At 56.3% G+C, this 24,825-nt stretch carries 24 protein-coding genes; all 24 read left to right on the top strand.

Annotation, left to right across the window (positions count from 1 at the left end; genetic code table 11):
- The first annotated feature begins 178 nt into the window (after nt 1–178).
- The 24 genes from ihfB (at nt 179) to ACQ4N9_RS12760 (ending at nt 24,766) form a co-directional block, all read left to right on the top strand.
- Nucleotides 179–475 (top strand): integration host factor subunit beta, encoded by a 297-nt coding sequence (gene ihfB / locus ACQ4N9_RS12645; protein WP_110992525.1) that lies wholly within the window; start codon nt 179–181, stop codon nt 473–475.
- 17 nt (nt 476–492) lie between these two features.
- Nucleotides 493–756: a lipopolysaccharide assembly protein LapA domain-containing protein gene (locus ACQ4N9_RS12650; RefSeq protein ID WP_390967691.1), complete on the top strand. Its 264-nt coding sequence runs from the start codon at nt 493–495 to the stop codon at nt 754–756.
- Nucleotides 757–1,245: 489 nt separating this feature from the next.
- Nucleotides 1,246–2,526, top strand: a complete 1,281-nt coding sequence (gene tviB, locus ACQ4N9_RS12655; protein WP_390967692.1) for a Vi polysaccharide biosynthesis UDP-N-acetylglucosamine C-6 dehydrogenase TviB — start codon at nt 1,246–1,248, stop codon at nt 2,524–2,526.
- A 90-nt stretch (nt 2,527–2,616) separates the two neighbouring features.
- Nucleotides 2,617–3,636 (top strand): NAD-dependent epimerase/dehydratase family protein, encoded by a 1,020-nt coding sequence (locus ACQ4N9_RS12660; RefSeq protein WP_390967693.1) that lies wholly within the window; start codon nt 2,617–2,619, stop codon nt 3,634–3,636.
- A gap of 56 nt (nt 3,637–3,692) precedes the next feature.
- The gene (locus tag ACQ4N9_RS12665) at nt 3,693–5,504 is read left to right on the top strand and encodes an ABC transporter ATP-binding protein (RefSeq protein WP_390967694.1); all 1,812 of its coding nucleotides are present in this window, start codon (nt 3,693–3,695) and stop codon (nt 5,502–5,504) included.
- Between the two features lie 20 nt (nt 5,505–5,524).
- Entirely contained in the window at nt 5,525–6,526 is a 1,002-nt protein-coding gene (pseB, locus tag ACQ4N9_RS12670; RefSeq protein WP_390967695.1) for a UDP-N-acetylglucosamine 4,6-dehydratase (inverting), read from the top strand.
- Nucleotides 6,527–6,528: 2 nt separating this feature from the next.
- Nucleotides 6,529–7,722 carry a UDP-4-amino-4,6-dideoxy-N-acetyl-beta-L-altrosamine transaminase gene (pseC, locus tag ACQ4N9_RS12675; protein ID WP_390967697.1) on the top strand — a complete coding sequence of 398 codons (1,194 nt, stop codon included), beginning with the start codon at nt 6,529–6,531 and terminating at the stop codon, nt 7,720–7,722.
- Nucleotides 7,723–7,842: 120 nt separating this feature from the next.
- The gene (gene pseF / locus ACQ4N9_RS12680; RefSeq protein WP_390967698.1) at nt 7,843–8,547 is read left to right on the top strand and encodes a pseudaminic acid cytidylyltransferase; all 705 of its coding nucleotides are present in this window, start codon (nt 7,843–7,845) and stop codon (nt 8,545–8,547) included.
- Entirely contained in the window at nt 8,544–9,596 is a 1,053-nt protein-coding gene (gene pseG, locus ACQ4N9_RS12685) for a UDP-2,4-diacetamido-2,4,6-trideoxy-beta-L-altropyranose hydrolase (protein ID WP_390967699.1), read from the top strand. Before pseF ends, pseG begins: the two co-directional genes overlap by 4 nt.
- On the top strand, nt 9,593–10,204 hold the full coding sequence (locus ACQ4N9_RS12690; RefSeq protein WP_390967700.1) for a class I SAM-dependent methyltransferase: 612 nt from the start codon (nt 9,593–9,595) through the stop codon (nt 10,202–10,204). Before pseG ends, ACQ4N9_RS12690 begins: the two co-directional genes overlap by 4 nt.
- Complete coding sequence (locus tag ACQ4N9_RS12695; protein ID WP_390967701.1) at nt 10,201–11,433, top strand: NAD(P)-binding protein; 1,233 nt, start codon at nt 10,201–10,203, stop codon at nt 11,431–11,433. Before ACQ4N9_RS12690 ends, ACQ4N9_RS12695 begins: the two co-directional genes overlap by 4 nt.
- Nucleotides 11,430–12,137 (top strand): WbqC family protein, encoded by a 708-nt coding sequence (locus tag ACQ4N9_RS12700; RefSeq protein WP_430932976.1) that lies wholly within the window; start codon nt 11,430–11,432, stop codon nt 12,135–12,137. The genes ACQ4N9_RS12695 and ACQ4N9_RS12700 overlap by 4 nt, the downstream gene beginning before the upstream one ends.
- Nucleotides 12,125–13,180 (top strand): pseudaminic acid synthase, encoded by a 1,056-nt coding sequence (pseI, locus tag ACQ4N9_RS12705; protein ID WP_390967703.1) that lies wholly within the window; start codon nt 12,125–12,127, stop codon nt 13,178–13,180. The genes ACQ4N9_RS12700 and pseI overlap by 13 nt, the downstream gene beginning before the upstream one ends.
- Nucleotides 13,180–14,169: a hypothetical protein gene (locus tag ACQ4N9_RS12710; protein ID WP_390967704.1), complete on the top strand. Its 990-nt coding sequence runs from the start codon at nt 13,180–13,182 to the stop codon at nt 14,167–14,169. Before pseI ends, ACQ4N9_RS12710 begins: the two co-directional genes overlap by 1 nt.
- Nucleotides 14,166–15,422 carry a hypothetical protein gene (locus ACQ4N9_RS12715; RefSeq protein WP_390967705.1) on the top strand — a complete coding sequence of 419 codons (1,257 nt, stop codon included), beginning with the start codon at nt 14,166–14,168 and terminating at the stop codon, nt 15,420–15,422. The genes ACQ4N9_RS12710 and ACQ4N9_RS12715 overlap by 4 nt, the downstream gene beginning before the upstream one ends.
- Complete coding sequence (locus ACQ4N9_RS12720; protein WP_390967706.1) at nt 15,419–16,090, top strand: hypothetical protein; 672 nt, start codon at nt 15,419–15,421, stop codon at nt 16,088–16,090. Before ACQ4N9_RS12715 ends, ACQ4N9_RS12720 begins: the two co-directional genes overlap by 4 nt.
- Entirely contained in the window at nt 16,087–17,220 is a 1,134-nt protein-coding gene (locus ACQ4N9_RS12725) for a glycosyltransferase family 4 protein (protein WP_390967707.1), read from the top strand. Before ACQ4N9_RS12720 ends, ACQ4N9_RS12725 begins: the two co-directional genes overlap by 4 nt.
- A gap of 6 nt (nt 17,221–17,226) precedes the next feature.
- Complete coding sequence (locus ACQ4N9_RS12730; protein ID WP_390967708.1) at nt 17,227–18,333, top strand: glycosyltransferase; 1,107 nt, start codon at nt 17,227–17,229, stop codon at nt 18,331–18,333.
- Complete coding sequence (locus ACQ4N9_RS12735) at nt 18,333–19,511, top strand: glycosyltransferase family 4 protein (protein WP_390967709.1); 1,179 nt, start codon at nt 18,333–18,335, stop codon at nt 19,509–19,511. Before ACQ4N9_RS12730 ends, ACQ4N9_RS12735 begins: the two co-directional genes overlap by 1 nt.
- Nucleotides 19,504–20,289, top strand: coding sequence for a glycosyltransferase family 2 protein (locus ACQ4N9_RS12740; protein ID WP_390967710.1), 786 nt, complete (start codon nt 19,504–19,506; stop codon nt 20,287–20,289). Before ACQ4N9_RS12735 ends, ACQ4N9_RS12740 begins: the two co-directional genes overlap by 8 nt.
- A 66-nt stretch (nt 20,290–20,355) precedes the next feature.
- Complete coding sequence (locus tag ACQ4N9_RS12745; protein ID WP_390967711.1) at nt 20,356–21,702, top strand: UDP-glucose dehydrogenase family protein; 1,347 nt, start codon at nt 20,356–20,358, stop codon at nt 21,700–21,702.
- 3 nt (nt 21,703–21,705) lie between these two features.
- A complete protein-coding gene (locus tag ACQ4N9_RS12750; protein ID WP_390967712.1) occupies nt 21,706–22,713 on the top strand; it encodes an NAD-dependent epimerase in 1,008 nt (335 codons plus the stop codon).
- Nucleotides 22,706–23,668, top strand: coding sequence for an NAD-dependent epimerase/dehydratase family protein (locus ACQ4N9_RS12755; protein WP_390967713.1), 963 nt, complete (start codon nt 22,706–22,708; stop codon nt 23,666–23,668). The genes ACQ4N9_RS12750 and ACQ4N9_RS12755 overlap by 8 nt, the downstream gene beginning before the upstream one ends.
- A 78-nt stretch (nt 23,669–23,746) precedes the next feature.
- The gene (locus tag ACQ4N9_RS12760; RefSeq protein WP_390967714.1) at nt 23,747–24,766 is read left to right on the top strand and encodes an MraY family glycosyltransferase; all 1,020 of its coding nucleotides are present in this window, start codon (nt 23,747–23,749) and stop codon (nt 24,764–24,766) included.
- Nucleotides 24,767–24,825 lie beyond the last annotated feature (59 nt).

Genomic DNA, 24,825 nt, shown 5'->3' on the forward strand with positions numbered 1-24,825 from the left:
TTTCATGCCTGCAATTCAGCTGCACCCGCCCTGGGTTATCGGTAATCGCCGTTCAGTCGGTTTGTAGCCTTATCTTGAATTTTTTCTTTTAGTCAAGAACTACCCTGTTCAAATCTGCTGGAGCGTGCTACAAACTGATTAAGCAATGATCTAGCTGCTTGATAACGAAGGGAAAAATATGACGAAGTCGGAGCTGATCGAACGTATTGTCACCCATCAGGGGCTGCTCTCGTCCAAGGACGTCGAGTTGGCCATCAAGACCATGCTTGAGCAGATGTCGCAGTGCCTGGCGACCGGGGATCGCATCGAGATTCGCGGCTTCGGCAGCTTCTCTTTGCACTACCGCGCTCCGCGGGTGGGCCGCAACCCCAAGACTGGCCAGTCGGTCAGCCTCGAAGGCAAATTCGTGCCGCACTTCAAACCGGGCAAAGAGTTGCGGGATCGCGTCAATGAAGACGAGCACGAACCTATCTGAATGCAAGGAACACTCTGATGCGTAACCTCAAGCGGGCTTTGGCGGTGTTGTTCGTGGTGCTGCTCTCGGCGGTGGTGCTGTGCTTCGTATTGGAAAATCAGCAGTCGGTCGCCTTGGTGCTGTTCGGTTGGTCCGCGCCGCAGATGCCGCTTGCTGTGCTGGTGCTGGCTGTGCTGGTGCTGGGGTTGGCGGTAGGCCCTGTTATAGCGGGGTATGGGCTCATGCGTGGCAAGCGCAAGATCCACGCGAGCGGTCGTCGCGAAGCACTAGCTGGTAAGTAAAGACGTTTCCTGTCGATGCCGGAGCCTTGGTGTCATGTGCAAAGGCTGAGCATCTCGCTTGATGGTGCGTTTATCCGTTGAATGCAAACGGCTCCGCCCCATGGTATTCCTTTCCCCCACCTACTATGACGGTAGTCGTGTGGTTGCCGAAGTCTGTCATCGGCCCCATTTCACCTGCGCTCATTGTCTGAAGCGAATAGGCTATTTGGTGCTCAAGCGTGGCATATTGCCATTGCGATGCGTCTGCAGCGTAATGCGCAAGTGACTTAAGGTGGCCATTTGCCATTATGCGGCTGATGCAGGCCTCCAGTGAGGCCGAAGCCCGACGCTGTAGTTAATTTCTGAAATTTTCATATCAGTGTATGCTTGTGCGCTTGGCTGCAGGGTGCATCAGGCGCTATCCGCTCGGCCGCCGCAGGGAGGAGCACCTGGTTGCGATATGACCTGCCAGGCCTGCCTTGATTGTTACTTACGGAACTAGACCTTTTCATGACGCTCGATTTGAATAATGTGCGCCTCGGCATTGTTGGCCTGGGGTATGTGGGGCTGCCGTTGGCTGTCGAGTTCGGCAAGCAGCTTCCGGTAGTCGGCTTCGACATCAGTGCCGCTCGTATTGCTGCGCTACAGGCGGGGCATGACAGCACGCTGGAGGTCGCGGACGAGGATCTTGGTCAGGCCCGACACCTTATCTACACCTCCGAGCTTGAGTTGCTGCGTGATTGCAATGTGTTCATTGTCACCGTGCCAACGCCTATCGACGAGCACAAGAAGCCGGATCTCACCCCGTTGCTGCGCGCATCGGAAAGCATCGGCAAGGTGCTTAAACAGGGCGACATCGTCATCTACGAATCGACTGTTTACCCCGGTGCAACCGAAGAAGACTGTGTGCCGGTTCTGGAGCGGTTCTCCAGCCTGGTGTTCAACCAGGATTTCTTCGCCGGCTACAGTCCCGAGCGAATCAATCCTGGAGATAAGGAACATCGCTTGCCCAGCATCCGCAAGGTGACTGCCGGCTCCACCCCCGAAATTGCCGAGTTCGTTGACGCCCTGTATCAGCGTATCATTACGGCAGGCACCCACAAGGCGCAAAGCATACGTGTGGCTGAGGCGGCAAAGGTGATCGAGAACACCCAGCGCGATCTGAATATCGCTTTGATCAATGAGCTAGCGCTGATCTTTAACAAGCTGGGCATCGATACCCAGGCCGTTCTCGAAGCTGCCGGTACCAAGTGGAATTTTCTGCCTTTCCGACCGGGTCTTGTCGGCGGGCATTGTATCGGGGTCGATCCGTACTACTTGACCCACAAAGCGCAGTCGATCGGCTACCACCCGGAAATTATCCTTGCAGGGCGTCGGCTGAATGACAGTATGGGCAGCTACGTCGTTTCTCAGTTGGTCAAGGCCATGTTAAAGCGCCGATTGCATGTGGAAGGCGCTCGGGTGCTCGTCATGGGCCTGGCGTTCAAGGAAAACTGCCCCGACCTGCGTAATACCCGAGTCATCGACATAGTCAGGGAGCTGGGCGAGTACAATGTGGCGGTGGATGTCTATGACCCCTGGGTCGATAGCGTCGAAGCGCATGCCGAGTATGGCCTTCAGATGATCGATATGCCCCTCGAGGGTCGTTACGATGCGATCATCCTCGCGGTTGCCCACGAGCAGTTCAAGGCCATGGGGGTTGAGCAGATTCGTCGGCTCGGTCGAACGGAGCATGTGCTCTACGACTTGAAATACCTGCTTGCGTCTGATCAGGCCGATCTTCGCCTGTAATAACATACAACCTCCCGAGCACTGCCCTTGTCCCTGGATTGACTGACCGGGCGGTCGTAGTGTTGCCATGATCGAGAGTTAGGGAACGACATGACCCGATATCAACGTTTGATCACCGAGCTTGCCCGCGAACCACGTACCTGGTTGGTTACTGGTGTTGCCGGATTCATCGGTTCGAACCTGCTGCAGGCCTTGCTGGGGTTGGGGCAGAAGGTGGTTGGTCTGGATAATTTCGCCACCGGCCATCAGCGCAATCTCGACGAAGTACGCGAATTGGTTAGCGCGCAACAATGGGCTGGCTTCAGCTTCATCGAGGGAGATATTCGGCTATTAGCTGATTGCACACGAGCCTGTGAGGGGGTCGACTACGTACTTCATCAGGCTGCGCTGGGGTCAGTTCCACGTTCGCTGGATGATCCGTTGATCACCAACGCCACAAACATTGATGGCTTCTTGAATATGCTGGTTGCCTCGAGGGATGCCAAGGCCCGCAGTTTTACCTATGCCGCATCCAGTTCCACCTATGGTGATCACCCAGGCTTGCCCAAGCAGGAAGACCTGATTGGTAAGCCGCTTTCGCCCTATGCGGTCACCAAGTATGTGAATGAGCTTTACGCCGAGGTGTTTGCTCGCAGCTATGGCTTCAAGACCATTGGGCTTCGCTACTTCAATGTCTTTGGCGGGCGCCAGGATCCGAACGGCGCTTACGCGGCGGTGATTCCCAAGTGGACCGCTGCGATGATCAAGGGCGATGAGGTTTTCATCAACGGCACGGGCGATACCAGCCGCGATTTCTGCTTCATCGAAAACGCCGTGCAGGCTAATCTGCTGGCAGCAACGGCTGACGAAGCTGCCCGTGACAATGTATATAACGTCGCATTGGGCGATCGTACGGACTTGAATGAGCTTTTCCATGCGCTCAAGGCTGCACTGGCTCAAAACGGTGTGAAGTATGATCGCGAACCTTTTTATCGGGACTATCGCGCCGGGGACGTCAAACATTCACAGGCCGACATCGGCAAAGCGGTGGCGCTGCTCGGCTACCAGCCTGAATACAAAATTCAGGCGGGTATTGCCAAAGCCATGCCCTGGTATGTTCGTAACGTCTGACGTCTGACGTCTGTGGGCGTCGCTAATCGTTTTTTTGAATTCAATTGGTTTGAACAATGTACAAATTGATCAGGGAGCTGATCTCGCTGTTGACGCCGCAGCAACGGCGCAGATTGCTCCGTCTGCAGTTTCTGGTAGTGATCATGTCGTTCGCGGAGATCGCCGGTATCGCGTCGATCGCGCCATTCATGGCGATCGTCAGTGATATGTCTCGCTTGGAAGGCACCGGTAAGCTGGCACACATCTACGCTGCCAGCGGCTTCGCAACACCCTCGGACTTTCTCTTCTGGCTGGGGCTGGTAGTGCTGGCCGTGCTGGTTTGTGGTGGGGTGTTCTCGATGATCACCACTTGGCGTTTGCTGGTTTATGGGCAAGCAGTGGGTGAGCAGATAAGTAGCCGGTTGTTTCGTTACTACCTTGGCAAACCGTGGTTGTTCCATGCCAGTAATTCGAGCAGCCTGCTAACCAAGCAGATCACCCAGGAAGCGTCGCGCGTAACCAGCGGCATCATCCAGCCGTTGATGCAACTCAACGCCAAGTTTGTGCTCGCTTCCCTGATGAGCCTGGCCATCATTGCTTATAACCCGTTGGTGGCGATGGTAGGTCTGCTGATTTTCTGCAGTGCCTATGTGGTGCTCTATCGTTTTGTGCGCTTACGCTTGTTGCGCAATGGCAAGGAGATTTCGGCTGTGCAGTCCGAGCGCTTCAAGTTGTTGAGTGAAGGGTTCGGCGGTATTAAGGATGTCCTGTTGCTTGGGCGCCAGCGCTTGTACGTCGAGCGCTTCGAGAAAGCCAACAAGCGCTTCACTCGAAGCCAGGCAGGTAACCAGGCCATGAGCCAGGTGCCGCGCTACGCCATGGAGCTTGTCGCCTTCGGTTCGGTGATTCTATTGGTGCTGTATCTGCTGAAAATCAATGCGGGTGATTTTGGTCAGGTCGTTCCCGTGTTGGCGGTCTATGCCCTTGCCGGATTGAAGCTATTGCCAGCCTTCCAGCAGATGTACAGCAGCTTCTCCCAGATCAAAGGTAGCGTGGCCTCTTTCGAAGCGATTCGCGAGCCCTTGCGTGAGAGCTATCGGCAAGCACTTCAGCATGAGAGTCAGGGCATGGTGTCGGTGACGGGCGCGAAGCTGCCGGTGAGCTGTTCCATTCATCTACGCTCGGTGGATTTTGCCTATCCAGGTAAAACCTCGGCTGCGCTTCAGGGGCTCGACCTGCTGATCCCAGCGCGTAAGGCTGTGGGGCTGGTGGGCGCTTCGGGCTCTGGCAAGTCCACCACCATCGACCTGTTGCTCGGTTTGATTGCGCCGGATAGTGGCTCGCTGCTAGTTGACGGCGTCAGTATCAATGATGGCAATGTTCGCGCTTGGCAGAACAGTATCGGCTTTGTACCGCAGAGTATCTTCCTTGCTGACTGCAGCATTCGTGAGAACATCGCATTCGGCCTTGCGGCCAGCCAAATTGACGATGAAAAGGTGGCCCGGGCTGTGCGCCTCGCCCACCTCGATGAGTTGATGGCCGCCTTGCCCGAAGGTCTGCATACAAAGGTGGGGGAGCGCGGCGTGCAGTTGTCTGGCGGTCAGCGCCAGCGTATTGGCATTGCCAGGGCGCTGTACGATAACGCCGAAGTGCTGGTGCTCGATGAGGCTACCAGCGCACTGGATGGCATCACGGAAAAGTTGATCATGGATGCCATCCACGATTTTTCCGGTCAGAAAACGATTATCATGATTGCCCATAGGCTGGCGACCGTGAAGCAGTGTGACGTGATCTATTTCATGTCTGAAGGGCGCGTCATCGACCAAGGTACTTATGATGAACTGTTCGCGCGTAATGAGTCTTTCAGACGCATGGCAGTACACGCATGATTCATTCTCAGGATATACAGATGTTCAACGATAAAACGATTCTCATTACCGGTGGCACCGGCTCGTTCGGCAAAAAGTACGTTCAGACCATTCTGAGCCGCTATTCGCCGAAGAAGTTGATCATTTACTCCCGCGATGAACTCAAGCAGTACGAAATGCAGCAGGTGTTCAATGCGCCGTGCATGCGCTACTTCATCGGCGACGTGCGCGACAAGGAGCGTATGGTCCAGGCCATGCGCGGGGTGGACTTCGTCATCCATGCCGCGGCGCTGAAACAGGTACCAGCGGCCGAGTACAACCCAACCGAATGCATCAAGACCAACATCCACGGCGCCGAGAACGTAATTCACGCAGCGCTGGAAAATAACGTCGAGCGTGTCATCGCCCTGTCCACCGACAAGGCTGCCAATCCAATCAACCTGTACGGTGCCACCAAGCTGGCCTCGGACAAGCTGTTTGTCGCCGCCAATAATATGTCCGGCGGTCACAAGACCCAGTTCGCCGTCGTACGCTATGGTAACGTCGTGGGTTCGCGTGGTTCCGTAGTGCCGTACTTCGAGAAACTGATCGGCGAAGGCGCTGATGCGCTGCCGATCACCGATGAGCGTATGACGCGCTTTTGGATCACATTGCAACAAGGCGTGGACTTCGTCCTGAAGAACTTCGAGCGCATGTACGGTGGCGAGATCTTCGTGCCGAAGATCCCTTCCGTGCGCATCACCGACTTGGCCGAAGCCATGGCGCCGGGCATGCCGCTGAAAGTCATCGGCATTCGCCCAGGCGAAAAACTGCACGAGATCATGTGCCCATCCGACGACTCGCACCTGACCTTGGAGTTCGAAGACCACTTCGTCCTGCGCCCGACGATCACCTTCAATAGCCGTAATAATGACTTTACTGTCAACATGCTGGGTGAAAGGGGCAAACCGGTAGTTCAAGGCTTCGAGTACAACTCGGGAGCCAACCCGCACTTCCTGAATGTGCCGGAACTGGTTGAGTTCAATAAGCTCGCAGAGGCGTGACTATGATTCCCTACGGTCGGCAAGACATTACCCAGGCAGATATCGATGCCGTAACTGGGGTGTTGTGCTCCGACTTCCTCACGCAGGGGCCAATGGTTCCGCGTTTTGAAGAGCAGGTGGCCAAGCACGTTGGGGCGAACTATGCGTTGGCGATGAACAGCGCTACTTCCGCTTTGCACGTAGCCTGTCTTGCGCTTGGCCTGGGGGCGGGGGATTGGCTGTGGACTACCCCCATCACCTTCGTTGCGTCTGCCAACTGTGGTTTGTACTGTGGTGCACACGTCGATTTTGTCGATATCGACCCACGTACTTACAACCTCTGTCCCCTGAAACTGGCTGAAAAGCTGGAGGTGGCGGAGCGCGAGGGGCGTCTTCCAAAAGTGGTTATCCCGGTGCATATGTGCGGCCAGCCATGTGACATGCAGGCTATTCACGCGCTAGCTTTGCGGTATGGTTTCAGCGTCATTGAAGATGCGTCCCACTCCATTGGGGGTAAGTACCAGGGTGAGTTCATCGGTTGCGGCCGACACAGTGACATTACGGTGTTCAGCTTCCACCCGGTCAAGATCATCACCACCGCCGAAGGCGGGATGGCGTTGACCAACAGTGCCGAGTTGGCAAGCAAGATGGCGTTGTTGCGCAGCCACGGGATCACTCGTGATCCGGCACAGATGAGTCAGGCACCCGACGGCCCTTGGTACTACGAGCAGGTTGCATTGGGCTTCAACTATCGTATGACGGAGTTGCAGGCAGCGCTTGGTATCAGTCAGCTGGAACGGCTGGATGAGTACGTGGCGCGACGTCATCAACTGGCAGCGCGGTATGAGACCTTGCTGGCAGGGCTTGCGCTGACGACACCGTGGCAGCACCCTGATGGATATTCCGGGCTTCACCTTTATGTGATTCGCCTTCAGTTGGACAAAGTCGATGTAAGCCATCGCGACGTATTTGAGGCTTTGCGGGCGCAAGGGATTGGTGTCAACCTCCACTATATTCCTGTGCACACGCAACCGTACTATCGGCAGTTTGGTTTTGAACAGGGTAATTTCCCGGAGGCTGAGCGCTATTACAGTGAAGCCATCAGTTTGCCCATGTTCCAGACCATGACCCATGAGCAGCAGCAGACCGTAGTGAGCGCCTTGACTGTCGCTTTGCAGCGGGGCGTAAAGACTGATGCCGGGGTGTCGGCTGTGTAACTACTGGTGATGCCGCTTTCGTCGCCTGGCTGTCGAGCGAGCATCGATGTAAATAAAACGGTTGCTCGCCGCTGTGCTCGGCGGCTGCAGTATTCAAATGCATAGTAAAAGGTGGAAAGCATGAGGCTTGCTATCATTCCCGCGCGCGGCGGCAGTAAGCGTATTCCACGCAAGAATATAAAATTGTTTTGCGACAGGCCGATGTTGGCGTGGTCGATTGAAGCGGCGAAAGCCAGCGGCTGCTTTGACAGAATCGTTGTGTCCACCGATGATGAAGAAATAGCCGCTGTCGCCCGTTCTTGTGGTGCCGAGGTTCCTTTTATTCGGCCACTTGAATTATCTGGCGACATGGCCGGAACGATACCGGTTATCGCCCATGCGATTCAAACGCTGCGCGACCAGGGATGGTCGGCTTCACAAGTCTGCTGCATTTATGCCACCGCGCCCATGCTGCAAGGCCACGATCTGCAAAATGGATTGCAGGCCATGGAGCGTGAAGGCTGCGATTTTGCCCTTTCGGTCACCACATTCCCTTATCCGATTCAGCGCGCTATCTATTTGAAGCCCGACAATCGTATTGATATGTTTAATCCGGAAAACTTCCATGTGCGGTCACAAGACTTGACTGAGGCATATCATGATGCCGGTCAATTTTGCTGGGGAACGGCAGAAGCTTGGTTGGATGAAAAGCCTGTTTTCCTGTCCGACACCGTGCCAGTGATCCTGCCACGCAGCCGTGTTCAAGATATCGATACGATGGAGGATTGGATGCGTGCGGAGTGGTTGTTCAAGTTCATGAATCGTGGTGACGGAGAACTGGTGTGATTGTCGCATTTCGTGTAGACGCCTCTGAGGGTATGGGGTCTGGTCACGTGATGCGCTGCATCGCTTTGGCAGAAGCACTGCAAGAACGCCAGCATGAGGTGATCTTCATTTGTGTCGAACTCGAAGGTAATTTGATCGATAAATTGAAGGGCTTGGCTTTCGAAGTCTGGCCGCTGAAGTCGTCGAGTCATTATCAATGTGCACAAGGCTGGGATTGGCAGCTCGACGCTGAAGATACCCTCGCGTTGGTTGAGCGTCATCAGAAAGCATTTGACTGGTTATGCGTGGATCATTACCAGCTCGATGCGCGCTGGGAGAGGATCCTCGGCGGCTGTGGTGCGCGTATCGCGGTGATTGATGATCTTGCTGATCGATGGCATGCGTGCGACGTGCTGGTGGACCAGAATGCCATTGAGGCTAACCACCTCCGTTATAACAATTTGGTGCCGGCTTCCTGTTTGAAGTTGCTCGGGCCGCGTTACACCCTGCTGCGTAAAGAGTTTTCCGATGTCTCCGAGCAGCGCCGCGAGTGCAGTGATGTGCTGGGCACTAATGGAAGTATCCTGGTTTTTCTGGGGGGGGCGGATTCCGGTAACTATACCCTGCGCTTGCTGCAGAATATCGATCTTCAACATCTGGCCTTTCCGCTGCATGTACTGATTGGTCCCATGAATCCTTGGAAAAACGACGTCATCGAATGGTGCCGCAAACAGGATGTCGCCTTCACGGTCGCCCATGATCGTATTGGCGACCTGCTCAAGTACACGCGAGCGGCAGTTGTGGCCTGCGGTATGTTCGCTGTTGAGCTGCAAGCCTTGGAAGTGCCCTGTGCCTTGATCCCGTTGTCCGATATTCAGGCGACGGTGGCACATTATTTTGCCAGCCAGGGGCGGGCGATCGTGGTGGAGCCAACGGTGCTTTCAGATCCGAATCAGGTCCTTGATACCTTCACTAAGTTACTCGCTTTACCCTACCTTTCTACTGGTGCAGGAGTCGTCCCGGTGGATGGCGCCAGGCAGGTTATTTGTCATTTGGAGTCCTATGTATGACTGAAAAAAATAGAATTCATTACAGTAACCTGCTGGAAACTCATGGCGACACTTTTGAGGCGGCGCAGTATTCTTCACGAGCGTCACAGGAAGCACGATTCGCTGTCCTGGCGTCGATCGCTGATCTGAACGGTGCGAAAATTCTGGATTTCGGCTGCGGTACTGGCCATTTGGCCACATATCTGCACCAGCAAGGTATTGAGTTTTCCTACACCGGCGTCGATATTCTTGAAAACTTTTTCGTGCATGGGCGGGCAAAACACCCAGAGCACCGATTTGGCCTATGGGAGGAATTCTGCCATGAGCGTTTCGACTATGTTTTCGTGAGCGGTGTTTTTAACAATGTGCTCGACGATAACTGGGGGTTCTTCGCTGATAGCGTGAAAAAGCTATTTGATGTCGCCGACAAGGGCTTGGCGTTCAATTTGATGAGCAGTTATGTTGACTATCGTGATCCAGGCCTCTGGTATGTAGATCCTGAGCGTGTGTTCAGCTATGTAAAGACGATTACGCCGTACTTGACTGTTCGCAATGACTACGTGGTCAAAGATACGCAGGTACCTTTCGAGTTTGCTGTCTACGCGTACCGCGTGCCGGGAAAAAAATGAAGATAGCTATCGTTGGTGGTGGAATAACAGGTTGCTTGTCGGCGTTATCTCTCCACGATCAAGGGCATGACGTGAGCGTCTATGAGGCGGCAGAGGTACTCGGGGGCATTCATCGAGACCTGCTCGTGGGCGAGGAAGTTTATTTCCAGAACTGCCAGTACCTCAACGTCGGCTCTGATGCGATAGCTATTGCCAAAAAACTTCCAGGCTTGAAGTTGGTAGAGTTTCCGCATCGGTATGGCTCTGTTAATGACTTTTTCGGTCAGGCCATCCGTCATGATAACTTTGCCCAAGTTGTCGTGCCGGGCAAACCGAAGTTCCAGTTTACCGATAGCACCTTCCTAAACCTGCATGAGCGGCTGTCTGCTTATACGCCGGAGGTTTCGCTTGAGTTGCTTGGATGGGCGCGTAGATTTGGCGACCCCTTGGACCTGGAGGTTAGCAATTGCCATCACATGCAACTGGGGCGCATTTACTACCCCGACGCGCTGGATTACGTAGTTGCAGAAAAGCAGCGTTCTGCTACGGCTGATGATTTGCTTGGCGTACCCAGAAACTGCTTTGAACCGCCATTGCCGGTGCAGGAGGCCGCCCTGCCAGTTAAGGGTTACAATGATTTTTTTGAACGGGTAGAGGCCGAGTTCCAGCGCCGTGGCATTGCTGTCAATCTTCGAGCCCCGGTAGTGCCGCTCATGGCGGAAGGGCAGTTGAGCTTCCAGACGAGGAGGGAGCCGATCAAGGCGGATATCACCGTTTGGTGTGCCAACCCGACGGCGCTGGCGCACGCGGTTCTGGGTGTGAGGTTGGACACGCCGGTCATCAATGCTTTCAACCTGGTTGGTAAAATAGAAGGCGACCAGCCGCGGGATCCGGTCTATTACCAAGCGTTCTGTAAAGATATGCCGTTCACCCGGATATTCAGCTATGACCTCAATGGGCCAAAAGTGACCGTCGAGGGCTTCCTGGAAGCGGACGCAGACATTGAACAATTGCAAAGTGCCGCGGAGCTTTTGATGACTCGGCTTGGGTGGACCTGCCGCATGATCGACCCCGCATTTATGAGACAGAAACGTTATGTGCTACTGACCCTCAGGGACAAGCAACTGCTTGATCAACTGTCAGTGCTGCTGGAGCAGAACTCGGTGATCCCAGGCGGGTGGCAGTACTATGGTCGCGACGCCAAAATCGCCAGCATTCAGGCTTCCTTCCAGAGGGTCGTCAACAAATGAGCACCTGTGCCATCATGCAGCCGACCTACTTGCCATGGTCTGGCTACTTCAATCTGATCGCCTCTGTTGATACATTCGTTTTTCTTGATGATGTACAGTTCGAGAAGCAATCCTGGCAAAGCCGTAACAGAATTCTGTTGTCGGGCAATGAACACATGCTGAGCGTGCCGGTCAAGAAGATGCCGTTGCAAACGCCGATATCAGATATCGAACTGCCTGAAATCACCACGTGGCGTGGAAAGCACTGGAAGTCACTCGAAGCGGCCTATCAAAAGACACCTGGCGGTAAAGTACTGCTTGATGTGCTCAACCCTGTGTATAACGAAAGTCGGCATACGCATCTTTTCGAGCTCAACAAAGACATCATCATCAGGCTGGCCAGGCTGTTGCAGCTTGATACGCGTTTCATTCAAGCCTCGGATTTGAAATGCAGTGGCGAGCGTACCGCGCATGTCATTCGCATTTGCGAGGCGCTTGGCTGTGATCGCTACCTCTCTCCTCAGGGCGCTCGAGACTACCTCGAGTCGGATGGTTTCGAGAGACAGACATCGATCAATCTAGTGTTTCAGAGCTTTTCGCCCGGTGAATATGTTCAACTCGGCAACAAGGCGTTTGCTTCGCATTTGTCGGTTGTCGATGTGTTGGCCAATATGGGGGTTGAGTTTGCTGCAAATTATGTAAAGGAGACGGTATGTCGAAGCTAATGCAGATCAATGGTGTTTCTATCGGTGAGGGCTGCCCTCCCTATATCATTGCCGAATTGTCGGCGAACCATAATGGTCGCCTTGACACCGCCTTGAAGATTATCGAGGAAGCTAAAAAGGCTGGCGCGAATGCGGTAAAGTTGCAGACATACACCGCTGATACCATCACGTTGAACGCTGATTCCGACGAATTCAAAATACATGGTGGTCTGTGGGACGGGCGTACGTTGTATGACCTCTACCTCGAGGCCCAAATGCCATGGGAGTGGCACGCCATGCTGTTTCAGCATGCACGCGATGTGGGTATTACTATCTTCAGTTCTCCGTTCGACAATACAGCAGTCGACCTGCTTGAGGACCTGAACGCGCCGGCCTACAAGATTGCTTCGTTTGAAGCCATTGATCTGCCTTTGATCCGGTACGTTGCAGGTACCGGGAAACCGATGATCATTTCCACTGGCATGGCTGATACTGAAGAAATTCAGGAAGCCATTGACGCCGCCAGGAGTGGCGGCTGCAAGGAGCTTGCTATCTTGCACTGTGTGAGTGGCTATCCTGCCCCTGCCGCGGACTATAACTTGCGAACCCTTACTGACATGAAGTCTAGGTTTGGTCTGGTCACGGGACTTTCGGACCACACGCTGGACAATACGACTGCTATTGCAAGCGTCGCGCTCGGTGCGTCGATTATCGAAAAACATTTCACGCTTGACCGTGCTGGCGGTGGGCCGGACGATAGTTTTTCACTGCAACCGCCGGAATTGGCTGCTCTATGCCGGGATGCAAAAACGGTACATACGGCACTCGGTCAGGTAGATTACGGGTACAAATCCAGTGAGCAGGGCAACGTTAAGTTTCGCCGCTCGTTGTATTTCGTCAAGGCCATCAAGGCCGGGCAGGTGATCGGCCAAGATTGCGTGCGCAGTGTCCGTCCAGGCTATGGGCTGGCACCAAAATATATGGATCAAGTTGTCGGGAAAGTTGCGAAGCGCGATATTTTTGTCAATTCACCAGTCACCTTCGATGATTTTCAGGTTATCTGATGACCACACAGCCAGAACCACAGCCAATCTGTGATCCAACTGATTTTTTACAGATCAGGCATTTGGCAGTTAGCGATGAAATGTCTGGTTTTGACAGCTTACCTCCAGCGCCTAGTCTTGGCGCCAAACTCGCGTTGCGCTTTTTTGGCCAAGAGATAACGAATTATGGCTTCAATAAGCTTGTCAAGCAGCATCTGAATTGGGGTGACTGGTTGCCGCTCTCGCTGGAAGTGCATCACGGTTGGTATACGCTGCAGGCGCCACGTGATGCAGATCTGAAAAAAGACCTCGCTTTGATTTTGGTTTTCAATGCGCGTCAGGCTGAAGCCTGGCGCAGGAAAAGCAACGTTCCTGTCGAGATTCTGGGGGCGCCATTCATCCATTACCGGAGGCGGGAAGGTATAGTTCCTGCACCAGCGGCCCGTGGGACAATTGCTTTCCCAGCGCACTCTGGCACGATAGTCGAGACAGTTTTCGATGTTGAGCAGTACTGTAAAAATTTGGCCGATCTGCCAGCAGAGCTCCAGCCGGTAAATATATGTATGCATGATGATGACATCAAAAGAGGTCGGCATCGTGACTACCTGCGGCGCGGCTTTAGGGTATATTCCGCCGGCGGCCGGAAGGGGCAGGACTTTGCCCAGAATTTCTACAAAATATTGGCAGAGCATAAGTATGCAAGCTCAAATGTTGCGGGGTCATACCTTCTTTATAGTGTTGAGATGGGGATTCCGTTTTTCTTTTGCGGTCCCAGCGCAGAGTTCAGAAATTTTGAAACGACTGATTACGAATCTGAGCCGGTGCTGCGTCAGGCGGGTCAGCTGTTCAAGGATTTTTCTTCCGAGATTACTGCAGAACAGCTGAAGTTCGTGCTGGCTGAGTCAGGGATGGATGATTGCGCAAAGGCGTATCAACTTCGCCCACGCCTCCAGCGTGCGGTGCTTTGTCAGCCATTTCGCAAGCTGTTCAGGAAAATACTCAACCGATGAAGAAGCAATTCACCCGTGCTGTGAAGTTCGTCATACGCATGGTCTCATATCGGCTGTCATGGATGTTCGAGTGGGTAATGTCCCGACACATCGCAGAACGTCGCAAAGAAGTGATCCTGAGTTCGCCAGGCAATCATGTTTTCTTTGGCTATTATGACGTCTCGCCGTTTGCCGCCGATGGTAAACGAGTGCTTGCAGGACGTGTTGATCTCGCGTTGAAAACCCCAGCTCCACACCGTGTTATGGAAGTTGGCTACTACCAACTTGACAACCCTGAGGAATTTCGTGGTATCGGCCAGACTACTGCCTGGTGCTGGCAGCAAGGTTGTCGCTTGCAGTGGTACCCTGCCATTGGGGTGACGCGGCAGGTTTTCTACAATCACGCTTCTGGCAGTGACTATGTTGGTGTGGTTCAAGATGTCGAAACCGGCCAGATAGTCATGACCACACCGCTTCCGCTTTATGAAATCTCCAAAGACGGTAAGTGGGGGCTTTCGCTAGACTTCGCGCGCCTTCAGCGCTTGAGGCCAGGGTACGGTTACAGTGTTTTTGAGGATGGCACATCGGCACAGCCTGTGCCGCAACAGGGCGGTATTATGCTGTACGACTTTGCGTCGAATCAGCAGAGCCTTGTTGTCAGCTATTCGGCACTTTTTGAGTTTTCCCCTGTCGAGTCCATGCAAGGCGCAGAGCATTACATCAATCATTTGAGTTTCAACCCGTCCGGGGCTGCCTTTATCTTCCTGCACCTGTGGGTCCGTGATGGGAAGCGCTATAGCCGTTTGCTCTGGGTTGATCGGGGAAGCGCCAAACTGGTGATATTGAATAACTCAGGCCGCGTGTCTCATTATACTTGGCGTGATGACCAGACCTTGCTCATTTACTGCGCGCTGACTGCTGACGGTCCTCTGTTCTATCACGAGTACCTGTTGCACGGTGATCAGTTCGAGGTCAAGGCGGTTGGCAAGAATGTGCTCAAGGTCGATGGACATCCCAGCTACTTTAATGCGCAACATCGCTTTCTTACCGACACCTATCCCGACCGATGGGCCCGGCAGACCTTGATGATCTATGACGGTGCCGTAAATGCGGTGGTTTGGAGTCGCTCGTTCTTCCGTAGCAAACACATTACAGGCGAGTTCAGGGCAGATTTGCACCCGCGCCTTGATTCAACACAAAAATACGCATGTATCGACGACGAAATTCGTGGTGAACGTGTGATGCGAATTGTGATATTTGGTGAAAGCGTATGATCGTGGATAGGAAATTCAGGAAGGCACGCCTCTGGTCCAATGATGAACTGAAGAAGTTTGCCTCTGCCTGCCAAGGCAGTGTGGTCAACGTTTCAGGCTGGCGCGATGAAGACAAGGCCGGGAGTTTTTACGAGCGCTATTTTTCGTCTTCCGACCAGTACTTCGTTACCAATTACAAATCCGAAGCCAGGGGTTTTCAGGGAGATCGTGCCAATGAAATATTCCTCGACCTGACACAGCCGTGTCCTGAAAATTTGCAGGGCAAATTCGATGTAGTGTTCAACCATACGGTGCTTGAACATGTATTCGAAGTGGACCAAGCATTCGCCAACCTTTGCGCAATGAGCAAGGACTTGGTGATCATCGTGCTGCCGTTCATCCAAGAGCAACACGCCGAGTACGGTGACTTCTGGCGCTTTACTCCGCAAGCGGTAGATCGTTTGTTCAAGAAGAACGGCATGGAGTCGCTGTACCTCAGCTATAATGATGAGTCGGACGCGTCCATTTATATCTTTGCCGTTGCCAGCAAAAAGCCCGCGGCCTGGCCGCAGATCAAGGCTGATGCTGACAACAAACTGAGTACTATTCACAAGGACTTCGTTGGGCTCAAGCTGTTCCGCCCGACTTTGCTGGAACGTGTCGTCATGAAGTTGAAACGAATGCTATGAAACTGGCTTATCTTTCGAGTTCGACGCTACCGTCTACCGCTGCCAATTCCGTCCACGTCATGAAGATGTGCCAGGCGTTCGGGGCCATTGGGCATCAGGTGACGCTCATTGCGCCCGACAAGCCCTCCGACTTGCCGACAGTATCTGACCTGTATGCCTTCTATGGTGTTCAGCCCTGCTTCGACGTCAGCAAGCTGGTGTGGGCGAACATCAAGGGACGCGCATATCTTTATGGCGTTCTGGCGGGGTGGCGGGCGCGACAGTTGAAGGCCGATCTGGCATTTGGCCGCAACCTCACTGCGTGTGTTGCGGCCTGCATGCTCGGTTTACCGACGATCTTCGAGTCCCATGCACCTATAGAGGATTCGGGCAGGGTTGCCACATTTCTATTCAAACGACTGATCCGAAACCGCAAATTCCAGTCCTTGGTGGTGATTACCCACTCGTTGGCCGACTATTACCTGCAGCGCTATCCAGAACTCGCTGGGAAAATCCAGGTTGCTGCCGATGGCGCCGACCCTGTCGGCCCCGACGTACGCCCAGCAGTGTTCAACCACGAGGCGGCTGAGCGTCTGCAGGTTGGTTATGTTGGTCATCTTTATCAGGGGCGCGGAATTGATGTCATCGAGGCAATGGCTCAACGGTTGCCTTGGGCCGACTTTCACGTGGTGGGTGGAACGCCGGTAGACATCGAAGCCTGCCGCGGTCGGGTCAATGGGCTGAGCAACTTCTTTGTCCATGGCTACATGTCACCTGTGCAAGCCGAGCGCTACCGGTTGGCCTGCGATGTGTTGCTGGCACCCTATCAGGAGAGTGTTTCCGTTTCTGGGAACACAGGTAACACGGTGCAGTGGATGTCGCCCCTGAAGGTCTTCGAATACATGGCGGCAGGTAAAGCCATTATCTGCTCGGACATACCGGTTTTGCGCGAAGTGCTCGAAGACGGTCGTAATGCGGTGTTGTGCCCGCCGGCGGTGATCGATAACTGGACGTCAGCCTTGCAATCACTGCGCGACGACCCGGCGCTGATGCACTCGCTTGGGCGCGCTGCTCTGGCGGACTTCGATGCTCAGTACTCCTGGTTTTCAAGAGCGGGCAACATCCTGCGTTCCTACCCTTCTGCGCGTTGAAGATACATGTCCGAACCCAAAAGAATCGCGTTCTTTCTCCCTTCGCTTAGCGGCGGCGGCGCCGAGCGCGTGCTGGTGACGCTGGCCAACAGCCTGTCCAAGCGCGGGCATAGGGTTGATTTCGTACTGTGCTCTCGAACCGGGCCGTACCTTAAAGACTTGGATGAGCGGGTCAATGTGGTCGACCTCAAGGCGCGCCGCGTGCTGATGGCAATCCTTCCGTTGCTTCGTTACTTGCGCGAGGCTCAGCCGCAGGCACTGGTTTCGTCGCTGATGCACAGCAACGTCGTGGCGGCGATTGCCGCGCTGTGCAATGGTCGTCGCCAACGGCTGGTCATTCGCGAAGCCAACACGCTGGGCACCGGCGTGAAACGTGCAACGTTCAAAGGGCGAGTGCTGCTCGGGGCGGCACGCTGGGCCTATCGGCGTGCGGACGCATTGGTTGCCGTGTCGCAGGGCGTGCTGGAGCAGATGACCCAGGTTCTGCAACTGCCGGCTGCGGTGGAAAAACACGTCATTCTCAACCCCGTTATCGAGCCGAGCCTGCGCGACAAGGCGGCCATGGCGCCAGCACCAGCATGGCCTTGGCCGGATGCATTGCCTACCTTGCTGGGCGTAGGGCGGCTGGTGCCGGCCAAGGATTTCGGCACCTTGCTGGAGGCCTTCGCGCTGGTCAACAAGGTCCGCTCGGCGCGCCTGATCATTCTCGGAGAAGGCCCGGAGCGCCAGGCCCTGGAAGCGCAGGCGCAACGCCTGGGGCTTGCCGACCAGGTCTGGATGCCGGGCTTCGTCGACAACCCCTTCGCCCACATGCACCAAGCCTCGGCCTTTGTGCTGTCTTCGCGCCTGGAAGGGTTGCCCAATGTGCTTATCCAAGCCATGGCTTGCCACACCCCTGTAGTCGCCACCCGTTGCCCGAGCGGTCCGCAAGAGATCCTTGAAAACGGTCGACTGGGGGCACTGGTCGAGATGGGCGATGCCCAGGCGATGGCCCGGGCAGTCCTCGATATTCTCGACGGCAGCGCGATGGCCAAGGGGATCAGCGATGATCGCTATGACGTGGAAGTGGTCACCTCCCAGTACGAAAAAGTGATCCTTGGAGCTTCTAGCTGATGGCTTTCGATCAACCCCCGATGCGTGTCGCGATGGTCTTCATGACCTATCCGGTGGCTTCGGAGACCTTTGCCCAGCGTGATGTCAAAGCGTTGCAACGGCTGGGCTGCGAAGTCGATATCCACCAGCTCAATCCCCGTGTTTCCGGCCGGGTGAGCAGGCTGTTGCGTGGTGTGATGGCAATGCTGACGTTCCCGGCACCGGGCAATCTCGTCAAGTTGCTGTGCACACTGCTGCTGCAGCCCGGCTGGCGGATCAAGGACCGCTTCAAGGCCTTGGCATTGGTGCCTGCCGCCGCCTTGACCGGTAAACGCATCCTTGCCAGCAAGCCGCAGGTGGTTCACCTGTTCTGGGGACACTTCCCGTCGTTGGTCGCGTTGCTCATCAGCGATCGTTTGCCCGCGAGCTGCACCTCGATGTTCCTTGGCGCCTACGACCTGGAGATGAAACTGCCAATCTCACGGCGGGCCTTTGCCTGCACCCAAGTGCTGTTCACTCATGCACAGGCCAACGTTGCCGCCATTCGCGCCTTCCTCGGCACCTCGGCGCAGCCGGTCGTGGTGCACCGGGGCATCGATCTTGAGCCCTATCCCCAGGCCGCAGCGTCGAGTTTCGGCGCGCGGCCGTTACAGGTTTTTACCGCGGGCCGGTTGATCGCGGACAAGGGGTTTGATCGAGTCATCAGGGCCTTCGCCAGGGTGCACGATGCCTGCCCGGCGGCGCGCCTGGTGATTGCCGGTACGGGCCCTGAAATGTCACGCCTGCAGCAACTGGGGGAGTCCCTCGGGTTGGCAGGGGCGATCAGCTTCCTGGGCTGGCTGAGTGAAGAGCAGGTGCGCGAACAGTTGTTCCGCAGCCGGGTGTTCGTGCTGCTCTCGACCAAGGCGGGGGAGCGTCTGCCCAACGCGGTCAAGGAGGCCATGGCGGCGGGTTGTGTCTGCGTCAGCAGTGATTCGCCCGGTATCGATGAACTGCTCGAGCATGGTCGGACGGGGTTCGTATTCGCAGCTGACGATGAGCAGGCGGTGATCGATTCGGTCGTGGCGGGGCTGGATGACGCGGCCGCCCCTATCGGCGCCGCGGCTGCGCAAAGCGTGCGTAGCGGTTTCGATGTGAATGTTTCAGCCGGAAAATACCTGAAGTTGTGGTGCGCAAAGGATAAAGAAAGTAATGAGTGAACCGACGGTCTCCATCATCATGCCGTCCTATAATGCGGCGCGCTTCATCCTGCCCACGATCGCCAGCGTGGTCGCGCAAACTTTTGCGGACTGGGAGATGCTGATCGTCGACGATGCCTCTCGCGATGACACGGTGGCCACGGTGCGTGCCCATTACCAGCATGAACCTCGGGTGCGGCTGATTGCCCTGGAGCAGAACCAGGGCGCTGCGGTCGCCCGCAATACGGCGATCGAGGCCGCGCGCGGGCGTTTCATTGCCTTCCTGGACTGCGATGACCAGTGGCTTCCGGAAAAGCTTGAGGTGCAGTTGCGCTTCATGGAGCAGCAACTATGCCCGTTCAGCTTCACCGCCTATGAAAAAATCCGGGAAAACGGTGAGCGCGTTGCGGTTGTCGGGGTGCCGCAACGCACCACCTATCGCTCGATGCTCAAGACTTCGGTGGTAGGGTGCTCCACCGCCATGTACGATACCCGTTTTTTCGGCAAGGTCTTCATGCCGCTGGTGCGGATGCGGCAGGATTTCGGCCTCTGGCTCGCCCTGCTCAAGAAAGCACCTTATGGCTGTGGCATTCAGCAAGTATTGGTGCGCTATAACGTTCGGGCAGATTCGATTTCTTCCAACAAGCGTAAAGCGGCGTTATTTACCTGGCGGGTCTACCGGCAGGTCGAGCGGCTGCCGTTGCCGGTGGCACTTTGGTTCTTTGGCAATTATGCGTGCCGTGGGTTCGTACGGCATCGCTATCCAGCGCTGGCGAAGAAGCTTGGGATCATGGACTGAGTCCACGGCCCAGGTGGTGCCTGAGCGTCAATAGTCAGTTTTCGGTTTTGTTTCAGGAATATATCAATGAAGATCACGGTTTTTGGCACTGGTTATGTCGGCCTCGTCACGGGTGCCTGCCTGGCCGATACCGGCCACCAGGTCATGTGCGTAGACGTCGACCAAGCCAAAATTGACGGTTTGAAGCAGGGCATCATGCCGATCTACGAAGCGGGCCTGGAAGCCCTGGTCAAGCAGAACTACGCGTCGGGCAACCTGCACTTCACCACCAATGCCGCCGAGGGCGTGGCCTTTGGCGAGCTGCAGTTCATCGCAGTTGGCACTCCGCCCGATGAAGACGGCTCGGCTGACCTCAAGTACGTGCTGACCGTGGCCAGCACCATCGCCCAGCACATGACCGATCACAAGATCGTCGTCGACAAGTCCACCGTGCCGGTAGGCACCGCCGACAAGGTCAAGGCTGCGATGGCCCAGGTACTTGCCGAGCGCGGCGTCAACCTGACCTTCGATGTCTGCTCCAACCCCGAGTTTCTCAAGGAAGGCGCGGCGATCGAAGACTTCACCAAAGGCCCGCGCATCGTTGTTGGCACCGACTCGTCGCACGTGCGCGAGCGCATGAGCGAGTGCTACGCCCCCTATACCCGCAACCATGACAAGATGATTTTCATGGACGTTCGCTCCGCCGAACTGACCAAGTACGCAGCGAACGCCATGCTGGCGACCAAGATCAGCTTCATGAATGAGATCTCCCACCTGGCCGAGCGTCTGGGCGCGGACGTCGAGCAGGTGCGCCTGGGTATCGGTTCGGATCCGCGCATCGGCTTCCACTTCATCTACCCAGGCTGCGGCTACGGTGGCTCGTGCTTCCCGAAGGACGTTCAGGCCCTGGCCAAGACCGCTTCCCAGTGCGGGTACGATGCCGAACTGCTCAAAGCCGTCGAGTCGGTCAACAACCGCCAGAAAACCGTGCTGTTCGACAAGCTCAGCCAGGCCTTCGATGGCGATCTGGCCGGCAAGACCATCGCCCTGTGGGGCCTGGCCTTCAAGCCTAATACCGACGATATGCGCGAAGCCCCGAGCCGCACTCTGATGGAAGCGCTGTGGGCCGTTGGTGCGAAAGTACGTGCCTATGACCCGGAAGCTCGCCACGAAACGCTGCGCATCTACGGCGAACGTGAAGACCTGGCCTTGGTCGAGAGCCGAGATGCGGCGCTTCAGGGCGCCGACGCCCTGGTGATCTGCACCGAGTGGAAACAGTTCCGCACAGTCGACTTCGACTGGCTCAAGAAACAACTCGCCAGCCCCGTGATCGTTGATGGCCGCAACCTGTTCAACCCGAAACAGGTCAAGGCAGCAGGTCTCATGTATTACGCCATCGGCCGCGCCGATTCGATCCAGGTGCAGGCGGGCTGAACGATGAAAATTCTGGTAACGGGCAGTGCAGGCTTTATCGGTTTCCATGTATGCCGCTACCTGCTGGATCGGGGGGATGAGGTAGTCGGGCTCGATAACCTGAATGACTATTATGACGTCTCGCTCAAGCAGGCACGGCTCGATCAACTGCTGCCCGAGCCACGTTTCAGTTTCGTCAGGCTCGACGTCGCCGACCGCGACGGCATGCAGGCGCTGTTTGCCGAAGGTGGTTTCGACCGGGTCGTGCACCTGGCCGCACAGGCCGGTGTGCGTTACTCCCTGGAAAACCCCCATGCTTATGTAGATAGTAATCTCGTTGGCTTCGTGAACGTGCTTGAGGGTTGCCGCCAGCAGCGCATCGAGCACCTGGTCTATGCGTCCTCCAGCTCGGTGTACGGTGCCAACGAAACCACACCGTTTGCCGAGGCGGACAATGTCGACCATCCGGTGTCGCTCTACGCTGCCACCAAGAAAGCCAACGAGTTGATGGCGCACACCTACAGTCACCTATACGGCATTCCCACCACCGGCCTGCGCTTCTTCACGGTCTATGGGCCCTGGGGCAGGCCTGACATGTCGCCGTTCCTGTTCACGCGGGCGATTCTGGCCGGTGAGCCATTGAAGGTGTTCAACCACGGTCGGCACCGCCGCGACTTTACCTACATCGACGACATCGTCGAGGGCGTGGTACGGGTACTCGACCGGCCGGCCAGCGCCAACCCGGACTGGTCCGGGTTGGCGCCCGACCCGTCCAGCAGCCGTGCGCCATGGCGGGTGTACAACATCGGTAATAGCGAGCCTGTTGAGCTGCTCACCTATATCGAGCTGATCGAGCAGGCGTTGGGCAAGACTACCGCCAAGGAGCTGCTGCCGCTGCAGCCGGGCGATGTGGAGCATACCTACGCCGACGTCGAGGCCTTGGCACGTGACACCGGCTACCGCCCCAAGGTGAGTGTGCGCGAAGGTATCAAGCGCTTCGTCGACTGGTATCGGGCCCACTACGATGTCTGAGCTCGCCAACGGTCGCTGCCTGATAACCGGTGCAAGCGGCTTCATCGGGCACGCGCTCATGCGTCGTCTGGCCGAACAGGGGCGCGAGGTCCGCGCATCGACCCGTCATGTGCCACCGGGCGACGGTTGGGTACAGGTCGAAATGCTCGGCAGTGCCACCGACTGGCGATCCGCGCTCGATGGCTGCGATACGCTGGTGCATGCCGCCGGGCGCGCTCATGTACTCAGGGAGCGCGATGGCGATCCGCTCAAACTGTTCCGCGAGGCCAATGTCGAGGCTACTCGGGCCTTGGCCGAGCAGGCATGTGCGCAGGGTGTCCGGCGTTTTGTCTTTCTCAGTTCCATCGGGGTCAATGGCAACGCTACCTCTCTCGAACAACCTTTCACTGAGCGCGATATCCCCCGGCCGCAGGCGGACTACGCCCGCTCGAAGCTTGAGGCCGAGCAGCTTCTGAGCGAGGTTTTTCGCGGTACCCAGACGGAACTGGTCATCATCCGGCCACCCCTGGTGTATGCCGCGCATGCACCGGGTAACTTCGCGCGTCTGTTGGGCTTGGTACACAAGCGCCTGCCACTACCCTTCGCCCGGGTACGCAATGCACGCAGCATGGTTGCGCTGGACAATCTGGTGGATTTCCTCGTTTGCTGCCTTGAACATCCGGCGGCGGCCAACCAGACGTTCTTGGTCGCGGATGGCCAGGACTTTTCGACGGGCCAGTTGCTGACACTGCTTGCCAATGGCATGGGTAATGCCTCTCGCAGCTTGCCGGTGCCCGCATCCTGGCTTGCAGTGGGCGCAAGCCTGTGTGGCCTGGCTGGTGTGCATCAGCAACTGTGTGGGTCGTTGCGCGTCGATATCGCCAAGGCGCGCACGCTGCTTGGCTGGCAGCCTCCGGTGGATGCGTCTCAGGCATTGCGTGACAGCGCTCGGCAGTGGCTTGAGAACCGTTGCTAAGCAACACCTGGCCGGGAACCTGCTACTGCGATTATCGAATGGATGGCCCAGGGGCAGCCCTGGGCAATGGAGTGCTGGATGAGTTTCAATTTGGTGTGGGTAGCCGCGATCGCGGTTTTGTCACTGGTATTGACATGGCTGCTCAGGCGTTACGCGATTGCCCGTAGTCTGATGGACATCCCCAACGCGCGTAGTTCCCATGCGTTGCCAACCCCGCGCGGAGGGGGTATGGCGATCGTAATCGGCTACCTGCTGGCGCTGCTGGTGATGTTGGCGTCGGGCACAGGCGAACTGGCTGGCGTGGTGGCGCTGCTCGGAGCCGGTCTGGGCATCGCCGTACTTGGCTTTTTGGACGACCATGGCCATATCGCCGCGCGCTGGCGTCTTCTGGGGCATTTCGCTGCCGGCATTTGGGGGCTTTACTGGCTGGGTGGCATGCCGGCGCTGCACATGTTCGGTTTTTCCTTGCAACTAGAATGGTTCGGCTGGGTGCTGGGGTTGCTGTACCTGGTCTGGCTGCTCAATTTGTACAATTTCATGGACGGCATCGATGGCCTTGCCAGCGTTGAGGCCATTTGTGTCTGCCTGGGGGCCTGCCTGATTTACGTGGTGACCGGGCAGGTCCAGCTGGTCGGTGCTGCCTTGCTGTTGGCGGGTGCTGTAGCGGGCTTCCTGTGCTGGAATTTTCCTCCCGCCAAGATTTTCATGGGGGATGCGGGGAGCGGCTTCCTGGGCATCACATTGGGCCTGTTGTCGATCCAGGCAGCCTTGGCCAACCCTGCCTTGCTGTGGAGTTGGCTGATACTGCTGGGTGTGTTCGTGGTCGATGCCACGCTCACGCTCCTGCGCCGGCTGTTGAGGGGTGAAAAAGTCTACGAGGCGCATCGCAGCCATGCCTACCAGTTCGCCGCACGGCATTTCAAAGCCCATCGTCCGGTGACCCTGGCGGTACTTGCGATCAATCTGCTGTGGTTGCTGCCGTGGGCGCTCGCTGCCGGTACTGGGGCGGTCGAGGGGGTACTGGCATTGTTGGTCGCGTATGCGCCGTTGGTGGTGTTGGCCAGCCGTTTTCGTGCGGGCCAGGTGGAAAGTGCGTGAATGGAATGTCGTGTCAGCTCATCATTGACGATTGGGCTGGCAGCATCTCGTATTGGGCG

Origin of the sequence: Pseudomonas sp. ES1 (assembly GCF_050586605.1) — a bacterium.
In the GTDB taxonomy this organism is placed as follows: domain Bacteria; phylum Pseudomonadota; class Gammaproteobacteria; order Pseudomonadales; family Pseudomonadaceae; genus Aquipseudomonas; species Aquipseudomonas sichuanensis.